The 14,502-nt window shown below is 73.3% G+C and carries 13 protein-coding genes and 1 pseudogene; 4 read left to right on the top strand and 10 right to left on the bottom strand.

Going from position 1 to position 14,502, the window contains the following annotated elements; genetic code table 11:
• Both O7634_RS07840 and O7634_RS07845 read right to left on the bottom strand, forming a co-directional pair.
• Positions 1-1,161, bottom strand: a complete 1,161-nt coding sequence (locus O7634_RS07840; protein ID WP_278149477.1) for a hypothetical protein — start codon at positions 1,159-1,161, stop codon at positions 1-3.
• A complete protein-coding gene (locus O7634_RS07845; protein WP_278149478.1) occupies positions 1,158-2,099 on the bottom strand; it encodes a transporter substrate-binding domain-containing protein in 942 nt (313 codons plus the stop codon). Before O7634_RS07845 ends, O7634_RS07840 begins: the two co-directional genes overlap by 4 nt.
• A 176-nt stretch (positions 2,100-2,275) precedes the next feature.
• Here O7634_RS07845 and O7634_RS07850 point away from each other — a divergent pair, with 176 nt between their 5' ends.
• On the top strand, positions 2,276-2,608 hold the full coding sequence (locus O7634_RS07850) for a hypothetical protein (protein ID WP_278149479.1): 333 nt from the start codon (positions 2,276-2,278) through the stop codon (positions 2,606-2,608).
• A 44-nt stretch (positions 2,609-2,652) separates the two neighbouring features.
• On the opposite strand, the gene O7634_RS07855 is transcribed toward O7634_RS07850, so the two are convergent.
• The 7 genes from O7634_RS07855 to O7634_RS07885 form a co-directional block, all read right to left on the bottom strand.
• On the bottom strand, positions 2,653-4,239 hold the full coding sequence (locus O7634_RS07855; protein ID WP_278149480.1) for a serine/threonine-protein kinase: 1,587 nt from the start codon (positions 4,237-4,239) through the stop codon (positions 2,653-2,655).
• 30 nt (positions 4,240-4,269) lie between these two features.
• A complete protein-coding gene (locus O7634_RS07860; protein ID WP_278149481.1) occupies positions 4,270-4,776 on the bottom strand; it encodes a hypothetical protein in 507 nt (168 codons plus the stop codon).
• 248 nt (positions 4,777-5,024) lie between these two features.
• Complete coding sequence (locus tag O7634_RS07865; protein ID WP_278149482.1) at positions 5,025-8,678, bottom strand: adenylate/guanylate cyclase domain-containing protein; 3,654 nt, start codon at positions 8,676-8,678, stop codon at positions 5,025-5,027.
• Positions 8,675-9,511: an MBL fold metallo-hydrolase gene (locus tag O7634_RS07870; RefSeq protein WP_278149483.1), complete on the bottom strand. Its 837-nt coding sequence runs from the start codon at positions 9,509-9,511 to the stop codon at positions 8,675-8,677. The genes O7634_RS07865 and O7634_RS07870 overlap by 4 nt, the downstream gene beginning before the upstream one ends.
• Positions 9,512-9,637: 126 nt before the next feature.
• A complete protein-coding gene (locus O7634_RS07875) occupies positions 9,638-10,099 on the bottom strand; it encodes a RidA family protein (protein ID WP_278149484.1) in 462 nt (153 codons plus the stop codon).
• The gene (locus O7634_RS07880) at positions 10,096-10,251 is read right to left on the bottom strand and encodes a DUF4177 domain-containing protein (protein WP_007466198.1); all 156 of its coding nucleotides are present in this window, start codon (positions 10,249-10,251) and stop codon (positions 10,096-10,098) included. The genes O7634_RS07875 and O7634_RS07880 overlap by 4 nt, the downstream gene beginning before the upstream one ends.
• 44 nt (positions 10,252-10,295) lie before the next feature.
• Positions 10,296-10,778, bottom strand: coding sequence for a hypothetical protein (locus tag O7634_RS07885; RefSeq protein WP_278149485.1), 483 nt, complete (start codon positions 10,776-10,778; stop codon positions 10,296-10,298).
• A gap of 551 nt (positions 10,779-11,329) precedes the next feature.
• Here O7634_RS07885 and O7634_RS07890 point away from each other — a divergent pair.
• The 3 genes and pseudogenes from O7634_RS07890 to O7634_RS07900 all read left to right on the top strand — a co-directional run.
• Positions 11,330-11,938, top strand: a pseudogene (locus O7634_RS07890) (hypothetical protein); the annotation flags it as partial.
• 26 nt (positions 11,939-11,964) lie between these two features.
• A complete protein-coding gene (locus O7634_RS07895) occupies positions 11,965-12,942 on the top strand; it encodes an ArsA-related P-loop ATPase (protein ID WP_278149486.1) in 978 nt (325 codons plus the stop codon).
• A 53-nt stretch (positions 12,943-12,995) separates the two neighbouring features.
• Entirely contained in the window at positions 12,996-14,147 is a 1,152-nt protein-coding gene (locus O7634_RS07900; RefSeq protein WP_278149487.1) for an ArsA-related P-loop ATPase, read from the top strand.
• Positions 14,148-14,153: 6 nt separating this feature from the next.
• Here O7634_RS07900 and O7634_RS07905 read toward each other — a convergent pair whose 3' ends face one another.
• On the bottom strand, positions 14,154-14,474 hold the full coding sequence (locus O7634_RS07905) for a WhiB family transcriptional regulator (RefSeq protein ID WP_278149488.1): 321 nt from the start codon (positions 14,472-14,474) through the stop codon (positions 14,154-14,156).
• Positions 14,475-14,502: the final 28 nt, after the last annotated feature.

The following is a 14,502-nucleotide window of genomic DNA, read 5'->3' on the forward strand; positions in this document are numbered from 1 at the left end:
TCAGGCCGGGGCCCGGCAGGCGGCGTCGATGCGGTGGACGGGACGGACCCGCCGCCCCATCCCCTCCAGCAGCGAGTCCTCGACGTGGAAGTCGTGGATGCGTAGCTGGTGGCGGGGCAGCTCCTCCTCGCTCGGGCAGAGCACCTGGGCCCGGACCAGACCGACCGGGACGTAACGCACGCCGCCCCGCTCCTGGAGGATCACCATGTTGACGTCGTCGGTGGTCACCACGTGCCCGCGTACGTCCTCTGTGGGCCCACCCTCCGGGCCGACAGTGGTGACTGTCAACGGCAGCACCGGTGTGCTGATCACCGGCACCGCGGCCCAGACCAGCGTGACCAGCACCGCCACCTCGGTCAGCGACGCCAGCGGCCGGATCACCAGGCCCGGCAGCGGCCCCGCGACGAAGAGCGCCAGCACCGGCGGCACCACGATCAGCGTCAGCACCAGCCACTCGTCCTGCTTGTTGGCCTCGCGCATCGTGGGCAGCAGCAGCCAGGCGTACCCGGCGAGCAACGCGGCGATCATCAGCAACCGGGGGATCACCTGGTCGTGCAGTCGCGAGGGCCGGAGCTGGAACGCGGCAACGAACGCCGGCAGCAGCAACGGGAGGTAGAGCAGCGGCCAGGTGATCAGGGCGAGCAGGAAGCTGGCCAGCACCACCCAGGCCGGGGTGATGTCGGCCCAGCGGGCGAAGAGCGGCCGGCGACGGCTGCCCGCCGGAAGCCGGTCCGCGCTGACGGCCAGCACCGCGCCGAGCGCGAAGACGGCGACCATGCCGGTCGAGAGTAGCCGGGCCGCAGTGGTCAGGAAGCCGGCCAGCAGGTTGACCGGTCCGACGTTCGCCACCAGCAGCAGCGTGGTCTGGAGCTCACCGCCGGCCTCCACGCCGAGGCGGAGCACGGAGAAGATCGCCGGTACGCCCACGACCGCCGTCCAGAACGACTGGCTGGCACGGGCCCGTCGCTCGGCCGGGTCCCACCGCACCCGTCCGGGCTCCACGTCGGCGACGACCGGCGCGGCGGGTTCGACGGCCGGCACACCCTCCGGCCAGGCCACGCCGTCCACGGCGGTCGGCGCGACGGCGTCGTCGGCGGGGGCCGACGTACGCGGCGGCGGGACTGGCCCGTCGCCGCCGGTCGCGGTCGGTGCCGCGCTCACTTCGCCGGCGCCTTGTCGTCGAAGTCGACGAGCTTCGGCACCTCCAGCGGCTGGGGCTGGCGCTTCTCGGCCTTCAACCAGGGGCCCAGGGTCCGGTTGTACGCGGTCTGCCAGGGGCTCGCCTCGCCGTCCCGACCCTGCTCGTAGCTCTTCTGCAGGAAGTAGGCGACAAGGTCCCGCAGCGCGGGGTCGCCGATCGGCACGCCGATGCCGAGCAGTTCGCTGGTGCCGAACGGCATGTCCACGATCTCGAAGTCCTTGGGATAGCTGGCCAGGAATCCGGCGAGGATCGACTCGTCGGAGCTGACCGCGTCGTACCGGCCCTTGCGGATGCCGTCGACGCAGTCACCCACGTCCTTGACCACGAACGTCTTGACCTGGTGTTTCTCCAGCTCCGCCTCGGTGGTGGAACCACCGCTGGTGCACACCCGGTAGGCCGGGTTACGCAGGTCCTCGATGGTGCGGATCTGATCCTTGAGCCGGGCCGCGACCATCACCTCCTGGGTGGTGACGAAGTACGGGCCGGCGAAGCTGACCAGCTTCTTGCGCTCCTCGGTGATCGAGAAGCTGGACACCACCAGGTCGACGGTGCCGCCCTGGAGCGCCGGGATCCGGTCCTCGGTGGCCACCGAGACGAACTCCAGCCGCTGGTCCCCCTCGAACCCGAGGGAGGCGGCGATGTACCTGCCGATCTCGACGTCGAAGCCGACGTGCTGGCCGTTGCGCAACTCGCCCATCAACGGCTCGTTGGTGGCGACACCGATACGCAGCTTGGCCTGACCGTAGATGTGCGACTCGCGCAGTTTCTCCTGCACGGACGGCAGCTCCGGCTCCTGCCGGCTGTCGCATCCGGCGGCGGCGGCCAGGACGAGGGTCAGGGCGACCGCCAGCGTCGTCGCTACCGCACGGAGCCGGGACCGGAAACTGTGTACGTTCATTGGCGACCTCGCTGACGGAACGGCCTGCGGGATACCGAGAGTAGCGGTTCCGGTCCACTCCGTGGCGCGCCGATCGGTCACTTCCGGGCGGCCAATCGATCAACGCGGATCGGCGCGCCGGTCGCCTCTGCGGTTGACAGCCAGCCCCGTCGCGACATGCTGGACGGGTGAGTCGATTGTCCAGACCCGATGCGCGGACGGTGGCGGTGCTGGCGGCGCTGGCCGCCCTCGCACCGCTGGTCATGCTGGTCGTGTGGCGCCGACAGGACCTTCTCGGTGTGGTCCTCGCGCTGCTCTGCGTACTGCTGACCATGGTGGCTGGCGTCGCCTTCTCGGCCGCTCGGCAGGGCGACAGTCCGGAGCCGGTCGACCGCTCGGCCGCCGCCGGGCCGCCCGAGCTGATGCCGTACGGGATCGACGCCGACACGCTCGAAGCCCTCGACAGCCGGGACGCCTTGCGTGCGGTGCGTGACCGGCGACGCGGGACGAACGGCCTCAGCGGCCGGTGAGCGTGGGGGCGGTGAGGGCGGTGAGGGCGTCCACGCCCCGCCGCTCAGCGGCCGGTGAGCGTGGGGGCGGTGAGGGCGTCCACGCCCCGCCCCGCCAGGCAGCGGTAGGTGCGGTCGATGCTGCCCTCGACCGGCGGTAGCACCTCCAGGTGCCAGCCGGTCGCCTTGGTGATCCCGGTGGTCAACCGGAACGTCGTGGCGCTGCACACCTGCCGTACCGGCTCGGCGGCGACCACCTCGTCGTAGTCGGCGCCGATCAGCGACACCGGCAGGATCCCCTCGGCGTACGTCTCCCAGGTGTGCCGGCCGGCGCAGGGCAGTCGAGCCGCCTCGGCGCGGCTGCCCCGGATCCGTACCGGACCGAAACATTCCAGCTCGGGCTGGCACCGGGCACCCTCGGGCAGGGCGGTGGGCAGGCCGGCCCCGGTGGCGCAGCCGGGCAGCGGGCCGGTCGCCGGCGCGCCGAGCTGGGTGATCGATGGGCTCGGGGTGGGCGGAGGCGCCCGGTCGGCGACCCATGCTCCCGCGGTCGCGGAGGCGGCGAGCGCGAGCACCCCGGCGCCGCCGAAGAGCCACCGCCGCCAGCGCCGGCCGGCGGGGACGGTCCGCTGGGTGTCCTCGATGGGCGGTCGGGGCGTCGGCTGGCTGGCCGCGTACGGGCCGGCGAGGGCCGCGCCACCCCTCACCGGTTGGCTGCCCACCCCGCCACCGCTGACCGAAGCGCCGCTGATCGGGGCGCCACTGATCGGGGCGCCGCTGATCGGGGCGCCGCTGATCGGGGCGCCGCTGACCGGTTTCGCCGGTGAGCCGAACGGCAGGTTCGCGAGCAGGTCGTGCAACTCCAGGGCGGAGGGGCGCTCGCCCGGGTCGTTGGCCATCCCGACGCGCAGCACGTCGATCAGCTCGTCCGGCACGCCGGGCAGGCCGGGCAGCGGTTGGTTGAACATCTCCAGCACCGTGATCAGGCTGGGGTTGCGCTCGGACTGCCAGCGCGGCGGCCGACCGTGCATCACCGCGTAGAGGGTGGCGCAGAGCGCGTACACGTCGACGGCCGGTGAGGGCGGGCTGTGGTTGAACATCTCCGGCGGCGCGTACGCCGGGGTGAGCACCTCCAGGGTGACCGAGGCGTCCCGGTGCTCGGCGAGGACGGCCAGCCCGAAGTCGGCGAGCACCGCCGAGTTGAAGTTCGAGTAGAGGATGTTGGCCGGCTTCACGTCCCGGTGCAGCACCCCGGCGGCGTGCGAGTGGGCCAGCGCGTCCGCGATCTTGATGCCGAGGTCGCGGGCCTCCACCGGGCCGAGCGGCGAGGTACGCATGCGTTCGGCGTACGAGCCGTCGCAGAGTTCCATGATCAGGTAGGGGTGCTGGTCGACGGTGACCCCGACGTCGAAGAGGTCCACCACGTGCGGGTGCGACGACATCCGGCCGGCCGCCCGTGCCTCACGCAGGAAACGGGCCTGGTCCCGCTCGCTGTCCAGCGTCCGGTTCTCCACCTTGACCGCGACCTCGCGATCCACGGAGATCTGGGTCGCCTGGTAGACGGTCGCGTACCCGCCCCGGGCAAAGACCCGCAAATCGGTCAGGCCGGGCACGATCGGCACTGGCACGCCGCCGGTCGGGGTGTCGGTCACCGCTCGAAAATACCCAACCCGACCGATGGCTCAGCGCACCGCGTCCGCCGAGGCGGCCCCGGCGGAGCCGGTACCCTCCCCGGTGGTGGCGGTGGCCGCTGCGGCACCGTCGGTCGACGCGACACCGCCGGCCGGCGCGCCCCGGCGGGCGTCGAGTCGCAGACCGATCGCGGTCGCCACGGCCCCCAGCCCCTCCCAGGCCGCGACCCCGAAGAACCGGTCGGGGGCGATGTCGGCGAGCACCGCGATGGTGAAGACGGTGAACGTGACCAACCGGAAGACCACCGTGAACCGGTAGAACGCCCGCCACTCGGTGACGGTGGCGAGCAGGTAGTAGACACCCATGTTGAACGCCGCCATCGAGGACGCCAGCAGGAACGTCCCGGTGTGGTCACCGACGGCCCTCGTCTCCGGCACCTCGAAGCCGAGCATGCGTAGCTGCGCCTCCGGCCAGAGCAGCCCGACCGCTCCCATCGCCAACGCCAGCACGCCGAAGACCGCGATGGTCCAGCCCGCGATGGATCGCGGCAGCTTCATGAACGGCCTCCCCGAAACGGCGCGCCGATCACCACTGTGGACCGGCACACGGTCCTGACACGCTAGCCCGTCGCCCCGTCAACCACATCCCCAGAACCGCCAAACCTGCCCCCTACCCCCCTGCCCCCACCCCACCTAGCCCGTTGATCATGAAGTTATTGCCTCGACACGCCGATGCGGAGGGCAATAACTTCATGATCAACTGCGCCGGGCCGGATGGGCCGGGCCGGGCCGGGCCGGGCCGGGGGTTAGGCCGGGGGTTTTAGGCGGGCGGCGAGGGCTTCGGCGGCGGCTCGTTCGCTGCGCTGCTCCGTCGCGTACGCCAGGCGGACCGCCTCCTGGGCGCAGGACCGGGCCTCGCCCGGCTGACCGCACGCCGCCAACGCCTCGGCCAGCACGCTCGCCGCGATCACCTGGCTGCGTACGTCCTCGGCCGGTGCGGTGACCGCCCGCCGGGCCCAGTCCAACGCCTGCTCCCGCTGGCCGTGCGCGAGCAGTGCCGCAGCGTACTGGGCCATCGTCTGGCGGCGGGAGAAGAGCAGCGAGGGGCCGTTCGCGGCGGCAGTGGCCACCGGGGCGAGCAACCCCACGGCGGTCGCCGGATCGCCGGCGGCCAGCCGGGCCGTGGCCAGTAGCACCCGTGGCGCCACCTGCGCCGGGGCCTGCGGGTTGTGCGGTTCCACAGTGGTCAACACGGTGCGCGCGGCCCGCTCGGCCGTCTCGCAGTCGTTCAGGTCCAGAGCGACGAAACCCCGTAGCGTGCCGGCCATCCCGGTGAGCAGCGGGTGCGAGGTCCGCTGGGCGTACGCCAGGGCGTCGGTGAGCAGGTCGGCCGCGTGCTCCGGCTCGCCCAGCCCGCGCGCCACCACCGCCCGCACCACCAGGGCGAAGCCACGCCCCCAGTCGTCCGAGGCGGCGGCGAACTCCCGGTACGCCCGCCGGGCCTCCCGGTCCGCCTCGGCCAGGTCACCCAGCTCGGCGGTGGCGAACGCCGCCACCGCGCGTAACGTGCCCACCGCCCACGCCTCGCCGACCCGCTCACCGAAGGGCAGGAACACCTGCGCCATCCGACACGCCTCGCGCAGTCGGCCGGCGAGCAGCCGGGCGAACGCCGTGGTGCCGCGCAGCCAGGCCCGCCCGTACGGGTCCTTCAGCTCGGCGAATAGCCGGGCGGCCCGGCCGAGCACCGCGTCCGTGCCGGCGAAGTCACCCCGGGTGGTGGTCACCCAGGCCAGGTTCTGCAACGACCACGCCTGCCCGCGCCGGTCCTGGGCGCTGAGGCTGACCTGGTACGCGGCGGCCAACCGGCTGCTCGCCTGACTGAGCCGCCCGGCCACGAAGTCGGCCATGCCGAGCCGGCGCATCGCGGTGGCGCGCTGCACCGGCAGGTGACCGTCGGTGGCCACCTGCAACGCCTCCTGCCAGGCGGTCACCGCCCGACCCTGGTCACCGAGGGTCTCCTGGGCCTGCCCCGCCAGCAGCAGGGCGCTGGCCCGGGTGGCGCCGTCGCCCGCGTTCGCGGCGATCTTCTCGGCGTACGCCAACGCGTCGGCGACCCGGCCGACCTGGAGCAACGCCCGGGCGTGCACCACCCGGTCGGCGGCCGGCACCCCGTCGCGGGCCAGCTCGTTGGCGCGCTCGGCGTACTCGACGGCAAGGACCGGCTCCCCGGCGGAGAGCGACCGGCGGGCGGCCCGGCCGAGCGCGGCGACGCCGAGCGGCACCACGGCGCGGGCCGGCGCGTCCGGGCGCAGCTTCACCGCGTCGGCGAGTGTGGCGGCCCGCTCGACGTGGGTGGCCACGAAGTCGTCCCGCGCCTCGTCGGTGAAGCCGCCGACGGTGCTGACGTCCGTCCCGTCCGCCGGCGCCGCCCAGCGGGCCAACGCGGCGTGCCGTTCGGCCAGCTCCGCCTTGCTCACCCCGGCGTACGCGGCCTCGCGCATCAGCGGTGTCGCGAACGCGTAACCGGTGCGGGTGCGGTGCAGCATCCGGCGTTGCAGCAGCTCCTCCACCGCCCGTTCGAGCTCCACGGCGACCACCGCCGACGGTCGGCCGTCCCGGCCGGAACGCTGCTCACGCATGGCCTCCAGCGCCCCGGCCGGGACCGTGTCGCCGATGACCGCGGCGTCGCGCAGCACCGAGCGGGCGTCCGGCGGCAACGCGTCGATGCGGGCCGCGAGCACGGCGGCGAGGTCGCGGGAGAGCAGCCGACTGCCGAGTGACCCCGGCACCAGCCGCCAGCCGACCGACGCGCCCTGCTCCCGCTCGGTGAAGCCGGGCCGGTCCCCGGACGCGCGGGCGGAGCGCGCCGACTCGGCGGCACGCACCGAGTCGGTCGTGAGCGCCCCGCGCTCGATCAGCAGGGTGACCAGTTCGGCCAGGTAGAACGGGTTGCCCTGGGCGGTGGCGAGCAGACGGTCGGCGTCGGCCGGGGGCAGCTTGCCACCGCCGAGGTAGCTGGTGAGCAGCCGTGCGGCGTCGGCACCGCGCAGCGGCGGCAGGGCGTGCACCTCTGCGTCCGCGACCCGGGTCAGCGCCCCGGCGGTACGCACCAGCTCGGGACGGCCGAGCAGCAGCACCAGCACCGGGCCGGTGAGCCGGGACAGGGTCAGCCCGAGGGCGCTGATCGTCTCGGCGGTGGCGTCGTGCAGGTCGTCCACCACGATCACCAGCGGCGCCTCCGAGGCGAGCCCGCTGAGCAGGTCGGCGACCGCGTTGGGCACCACCTCGGCGTCGGCGGCCGGGGTGCCCGTCCCGCCCCACTCGCCGCTGTCGGTGCCGACGTGCGCGGGGAGTTCCGCGTAACCCAGCAGGGCGAGGAGCTGCTCCGTGGCGATCGGCGCTGTCGTGCCGGCGGAGCGGGCGAGACGCTGCTCCAACCGCCGCAGCCGCTCCTCCACAGCCGGGCGGGTCAACGCGGTGGAGGCGTCGCTGGGCAGGCCGACGGCGGCACGTACCAGGTCGGCCAGGGGCGCGAGCCGCCGCCGCTCGCCGAACGCGGCACAGCGCACCGACAGCACCCGGGCGCCGGTGTGCGCGGCGTACCGGCCGGCGCCCACGTCGTACCCGGCGGCGAGCCGTTCCACCTCGGCGGCGAACCGGGACTTGCCGATCCCCGCCTCGGCGGTCATCAGCAGCACCCGCGGGTCGCCCTGGTCGATCACCTCGGCGAGCCGGCCGGCGACCCGGCCGATCTCGGTCTCCCGACCGACGTACGGCGCCTCGTCACCCAGCCCGGAGCGGGTGCCCGGCGCGTCCAGCAGACCCAGCAGCTCGTACGCCTCGACCGGCTCCCGCTTGCCCTTGAGCCGCAACGGGCGCAGCGCCCGCCACGAGGACACGTGCCGGGTGGCGGCGGCGGTGCGGGCGCCGGCGTAGACGGCGCCGACGGCGGCGGCGTCGGCGAGCCGGGCGGCGGTGTTCACCGTGTCGCCGATGACCGTGTACTCGATGGCGGCCTGGATGCCGGCGATGACGTCGCCGGTGTTCAGCCCCACCCGCAGCCCGAGCGGCGCCCCGCCGCCCCGCTCGTCGTCGAGCACCCGGCGCACCGCGCGCTGCATCGACAGGGCCGCCCGGACGGCACGCTCGGCGTCGTCCTCGTGCGCGACCGGCGCGCCGAAGACCGCCATGATGCCGTCGCCGGTGAGCTTGTCGACGTGCCCGCCGAAGGTCTTCACCGCGCCGGCGAGCGCGGCGAGCACCCGGTCCGTGACAGCGCCGACGCGCTCCGGGTCGAGGTCCTCCGACCAGGAGGTGAACTCGGAGAGGTCGCCGAAGAGAACGGTGACCACCCGACGCTCGGCCGCCGGCAACGTGGCGGCGGCCGGCAACGCGGCGCCGCAGTTGTGGCAGAACCGCGCGCCGGGAACGGCGACGGTTCCGCACACGGGGCAGGTCACGTGTGCTCCAACCCACTGACCCCGGTCGCGGATTCCCCGGTGCCGACGCCCAGATACTCCAACTGGGCACGGACCGACCATTCGGCCGCCCACCACAGCGAGCGGTCCACGTCCGCGTAGACCACCGCCACCACCTCGGCGGGGGTGTGCGCGCCGGCGGCGACCGCCGCCCGGACCTGGTCGAGCCGGGCCCGGCGGTGGGCCAGGTAGAAGAGCGCGGCGGCGGCGCAGTCGGCCAGCGCCGGGCCGTGACCCGGCAACGCCGGGGTCTTCTGGTACGCGGAGAGCAGTTCGAGGCTGTTCAGGTAGTCCCCGAGGTGCCCGTCCGGATGGGCGACCACCGTCGTGCCCCGGCCGAGGATGGTGTCACCGGTCAGCACCACCCGCTCGTCGCCGTGCTCGACGAGGAAGCAGACCGAGTCGGCGGTGTGCCCGGGGGTGTTCAGCAGGTGGATGTCCAGGCCGAAGCCGCCGAGTTGCTCGCCGGGCTGGGTCAGTGGCGTGCCGCCGATGGTGTGTGCCGGGTCGACGGCGAGGACGTGCACACCGCCGAGCAGCGCGCTGAGCCGCGCCGCGCCCTCGGTGTGGTCGGGGTGCCCGTGGGTGATCAGGATCAGCCCGATGGGGCCGTGCCCGGCGATCTGGTTCAGGTGCCCCTCGTCGGCCGGCCCCGGGTCGACCACGATGGCGTGCTCCGCCGTGGGGGCGCGCAGCACCCAGGTGTTGGTGCCGTCGAGAGTCATCGGCCCCGGGTTGGGCGCACGCACAAGTGTCACCCAGGCCGGCAGTTCGTCGGCAAGCGCCGCCACCGCCCCCGTCACGTGCCCGCTCATGGCTGCGATCGTACGACCCCGCCCGCCACCCTCCGCGATCTTGCACTTTCGGTCCCTGATTCGTCCCTGTTCAGGGCTTTTCTCCGGACAGAAAGTGCAAGATCGCGAGTGTGTGAGGGGGTCGGGTCAGGCGACCTCGACGATCAGCTCGATCTCCACCGGGGCGTCCAGCGGAAGCTCGGCCACGCCCACGGCGCTGCGCGCGTGCCGGCCGGCCTCGCCGAACACGGTGCCGAACAGGTCGGAGGCGCCGTTGATGACGGCGGGCTGACCGGTGAAGCCGGGGGCGGAGGCCACGAAACCGGTCACCTTGACGATCTTGACCACGTTCTCCAGGCCGACGAGCGAGTCGACAGCGGCCAACGCGTTGAGCGCGCACCGCTGGGCCAGGTCCTTCGCCTGGTCGGCCGAGACCCCGGCGCCGACCTTGCCGGTGGCGAGCAACCTGCCCTCGGCGATGGGCAACTGACCGGAGACGTACACGTGCTGCCCGGACTGAACGGCCGGCACGTAGCTGGCCACCGGGGGCACGACCTCGGGCAGCTCGAACCCCAGCTCGGCGAGCTTCGCGTGCGGGCCGTTGCTCATGCCTTCGGTCGCTTCAGGTAGGCGACCAGTTGGTCCGGGTTCGGCCCGGGGACCACGGCGACAAGCTCCCAGCCGTCCTCGCCCCAGTTGTCGAGGATCTGCTTGGTCGCGTGGACCAGCAGCGGGACCGTGGAGTATTCCCACTTCTGCATCGCTGAAGGGCTCCCTCTCGGTGCGGAATTGTTCGAGGGACAGCCTACGGTCCGCTGGCCGGACGAGGTGCGGGGCGCTGCTCCGGCGCGGCCGGCAGCTCCCCGCAGAGACCGTCGTGCTCGTAACCCTGGGGGCAGCGGGAGCGGTCGGGCAGCAAAAGGTCGCAGAAGACCCGGTGCCTGTTGTTCTGGTCGTCGGCGTTGGACACCGTGGTCTCGCCCGCGTCCAGCTCGGGCAGGAAGCCCAGGGACACCGCCACCCGCCCGGCCAGCACCGTCGCCGCCGCCAGCGTCGGCACCCGGATCGGCAGGTGGATGACGAAACCGGGCTCGTCGTCGTCGCGGGCCCGTTCGGCGGGCGGGGTCGGCGCCCGGACCGCGTCCACCTGCTCCGGCATCCGTCGGTACGACCGTTCGTTGATCGGCTGACCGCCGGCCGGCCCGCCGGTCTCGACCACCGATCCGGGCCGGCGCGGCCGGTCGTTCGTCGGAAACGGGGTGCGAGGGATGTTGTCCGCGTCGCGCATGCACTGCCTCCGGTCGTACCGCCTGGTTCATGCTTCCGTCCGGAACCGATCGTCCGTTCCGGCCCCCCGCACCCGGACGAAGGTAGGTGTGCGGGCGCAGTCCCGCCACAGGACGCGCACAGGGCGTCACCAAAAGTCACATATGCGACACACCGCAGGTCAGCGTCCTGACACCGAGGCTGGTGGCGGTATCACCGACCGGATCGCGGCTGGCACCGCGCGGCAGCGGCGAGACCGGTTCGCTCATCGACCGCTACCCTTCCGGTCGGACGGTCGCGCAGCGCCCGGCCGCCCGCTCGATCACGCTCGACGCCCCCGGTGGCGGCGGGCGTCGCACCCCCCGGGGGAAAGACATGACCCAACCGCCCAGCGGCGACCAGGCCGGCGCACCCACGCACCCGCCGACCCTGCCCGATTCCGGTCAGCCCGGCACACCGGTCACCGACCAGCCGCCCTCCGCTGCGCGGCCCGGACAACTCGCCCTCCCCGCGTCCCCCGCCGAGCCGCCGCAGTCCACCCCGCCGACCGTCCCCGTCCAACCCGCCGTCCCCACCCAGCCGGCCCCCGGGCAGCCGGCCTTCCCCGGGCAGCCGGTCAGCTCCCGGCCGGACGGCGGTGACGCCCCGGGCGGAGCACCGCAGCCGGGCGCCCCGGACCCCACCGCCATCCCACCGGCGCCGCCGCCCTACCCGCCGTACGGGGGCACCGCCGCACCGCAGAAGAAGCGCGGGCTGCTGATCGCTGTGATCGCCCTGGCCGTGATCATGGTTCTCTGCGTCGGCGGCGGCGTGGTGGCGTTCCTGACCCTGCGCAACGCCGAGACCGGCGAGGGCGCGAAGGAGCCGGCGGTCGCCGTGGACGAGTTCCTTACCGCGGTCTACAAGGATCGCGACGCGACGAAGGCGGCCAGTCGCGTCTGCGCCGCCTCCCGCGACGACGACAAGATCGCCGCGAAGGTCGCCGAGGTACGGAAGTACGCCTCCACCTACCAGAACCCCCGATTCCGGTGGACCACCCCGAAGGTGGACAACCAGACCGGGGACCGGGCCACCGTCTCCACCCGGCTCACCATGACCACCGCCGACGAGAAGGTGGCCGACCAGGATCTGCGCTTCACGGTGATCCAGAAGACCGGTTGGTGGGTCTGCGAGGTCGCCTGACCGCCCAGCCTGGATAGGCTCGACTGGTGTGTGCAGCGCAGCAGCCGGCCGAGTCGACCGGCACCGGATGGCCGGCCCGCCTCCACGTGGTGACCGGCAAGGGCGGCACCGGCAAGACCAGCGTGGCGGCGGCCCTGGCTCTCGCCCTCGCCACCGGCGGTCGGCGCACCCTGCTGGTCGAGGTCGAGGGACGGCAGGGCATCGCCCAGTTGTTCGGCATCGACCCGCTGCCCTACGAGGAGCGGCACCTCACCGACGCCCCGGACGGCGGGGAGGTGCACGCGCTCGCGGTGGACGCCGAGGAGGCGCTGCTCGAGTACCTCGACATGTTCTACAAGCTGGGCGCGGCCGGCCGGGCACTGCGCAAGCTCGGCGCCATCGACTTCGCCACCACCATCGCGCCGGGCCTGCGGGACGTGCTGCTGACCGGCAAGGTGAAGGAGGCGACCACCCGCACCTCGGGGCAGCAGCGCGCGTACGACGCGGTGGTGCTGGACGCCCCGCCCACCGGACGGATCGGCCGCTTCCTGAACGTGACGGCGGAGACGGCCCGACTGGCCAAGGTGGGCCCGATCAAGACCCAGAGCGAGGGGGTCGCCGCGCTGCTGCGATCCCCGATCACCGCGGTGCACGTGGTCACCCTGTTGGAGGAGATGCCGGTCCAGGAGACGGTGGACGCGATCGCCGACCTGACCGCGCTCGGCTTCGGCATCGGCCGGGTGCTCGTCAACGGCGTCCGGCCTCCGCTGCCCGCCGGCCGGTCGGTCACCACCGCCGAGCTGGAGCGCGGGCTGGTCGCCGCCGGCCTGCCGGCCGATCGGGACGTCGTGGCCGGCCTGCACGACGAGGCGCGGGACCAACTGATCCGCCGCGAGCTGGAGGACTCGCTCCGCGCGGACCTGGTGGAGTTGGGGTTGCCGATGACCGAGCTGCCGTTGTTGCCGGACGGGGTGGACCGGGCCGGGCTCGCGACGCTGGCCGAGGCCCTCCTCCGCGCCGAATGACTCACACCTGAGCGCAGCACGGGCACGCGCCCCTACCGGCCCGATACGCTCGATTGGTGCCTTCCGAAGACGCGGCGCCGCAGCTGGACGTCGACCAGATTCTCGCCGACCCAGGCGTACGGATCGTGGTGTGCTGCGGCGCGGGCGGGGTGGGGAAGACGACCACCGCCGCGGCGTTGGCGCTGCGGGCCGCCGAGCACCACGGCCGGCGCACGGTGGTGCTCACCATCGACCCGGCCCGCCGGCTGGCCCAGTCGCTGGGCCTGAACGAGCTCGACAACACGCCCCGCCAGGTCAAGGGCCTCGACGTCGAGGGCACCGGCGGCGAGTTGCACGCCATGATGCTGGACATGAAGCGCACCTTCGACGACGTGGTGCTGCAACACACCGATCCGGCGAAGGCCGCGGAGATCTTCGCGAACCCGTTCTACCAGGCGATGAGTTCGACCTTCGCCGGCACGCAGGAATACATGGCGATGGAGAAGCTGGGCCAGCTGCACGCCCGGGGCGAGTGGGACCTGATCGTGGTGGACACGCCGCCGTCCCGCTCGGCGCTCGACTTCCTGGACGCGCCGGCCCGGCTCTCCCGTTTCCTCGACGGGCGCATGCTGCGGCTGCTGCTGGCGCCGGCGCGCAGCGGGGGCCGGAGCATGTTCAGCCTGGTCACCGCCTCGTTCGGGATGTTCTCGAAGGTGGTGCAGAAGGTGCTCGGCGCGCAACTGCTCACCGACCTGTCCGGCTTCGTGGCCGCGCTGGACTCGATGTTCGGCGGCTTCCGGCAGCGCGCCGAGCAGACGTACCGCATCCTGCAGGCGCGGGAGACGGCGTTCCTCCTGGTCGCGGCGCCGGAGCCGGACGCGGTCCGGGAGGCCGCCTACTTCGCGGGCCGGCTGCGCGACGAACGGATGCCGCTGGCCGGCCTGGTGCTCAACCGGGTGCACCGCCCGACCGTCCCCGGCCTGGACGCCGAGCGGAGCCGGGCCGCCGCGGACCGGCTGACCGAGCTGGGTGGGCACGAGGCCGCCGCCGAGGTGCTGCGGGCGCACGCGACGCTGGCCCGCCAGGCGGTACGCGAGCAGCAGGTGGCCGCGCGGTTCACCGAGGCGTTTCCGGCGGTGCCGGCGGTGTCGGTGACGGCGCAGCCCGCCGACGTGCACGACGTCGACGGGCTACGGACGATCGGTGAAGCGATCAGCCGGTCGTGACCGGCCTCAGTTGGTCGCGCTGACCAGGATCTTGTCCTTGGCGGCCTTGTCCTTGCTGTTCTTCTTCATCGCGGCTTCGAACATCTTGCGCCAGCTCGTGACCTGCGGGTGACGACGCAACAGCGCCCGCCGCTCGCGTTCGGTCATGCCACCCCACACACCGAACTCGATCCGGTTGTCCAGCGCGTCGGCCAGGCACTCGTACCGAACTGGGCAGCTCCGGCAGATCCGCTTGGCCACGTTCTGTTCGGCGCCCTGTACGAACAACGCGTCCGGGTCCCCGTTCTGACACGCCGCCAGCGACGGCCAGTCAGTGATCATGCCCATGTGTACACGTCCCCCCTTGCAGTACCTA

The sequence above is a fragment of the Micromonospora sp. WMMD1120 genome, assembly GCF_029626235.1.
Lineage (GTDB): Bacteria > Actinomycetota > Actinomycetes > Mycobacteriales > Micromonosporaceae > Micromonospora.

Coding starts and splice junctions, on each gene's coding strand:
- O7634_RS07880 (WP_007466198.1), bottom strand. CDS start 10,251: ATGCAGAAGTGGGAATACTCCACGGTCCCGCTGCTGGTCCACGCGACC.
- O7634_RS07845 (WP_278149478.1), bottom strand. CDS start 2,099: ATGAACGTACACAGTTTCCGGTCCCGGCTCCGTGCGGTAGCGACGACG.
- O7634_RS07905 (WP_278149488.1), bottom strand. CDS start 14,474: ATGGGCATGATCACTGACTGGCCGTCGCTGGCGGCGTGTCAGAACGGG.
- O7634_RS07875 (WP_278149484.1), bottom strand. CDS start 10,099: ATGAGCAACGGCCCGCACGCGAAGCTCGCCGAGCTGGGGTTCGAGCTG.
- O7634_RS07885 (WP_278149485.1), bottom strand. CDS start 10,778: ATGCGCGACGCGGACAACATCCCTCGCACCCCGTTTCCGACGAACGAC.
- O7634_RS07860 (WP_278149481.1), bottom strand. CDS start 4,776: ATGAAGCTGCCGCGATCCATCGCGGGCTGGACCATCGCGGTCTTCGGC.
- O7634_RS07870 (WP_278149483.1), bottom strand. CDS start 9,511: ATGAGCGGGCACGTGACGGGGGCGGTGGCGGCGCTTGCCGACGAACTG.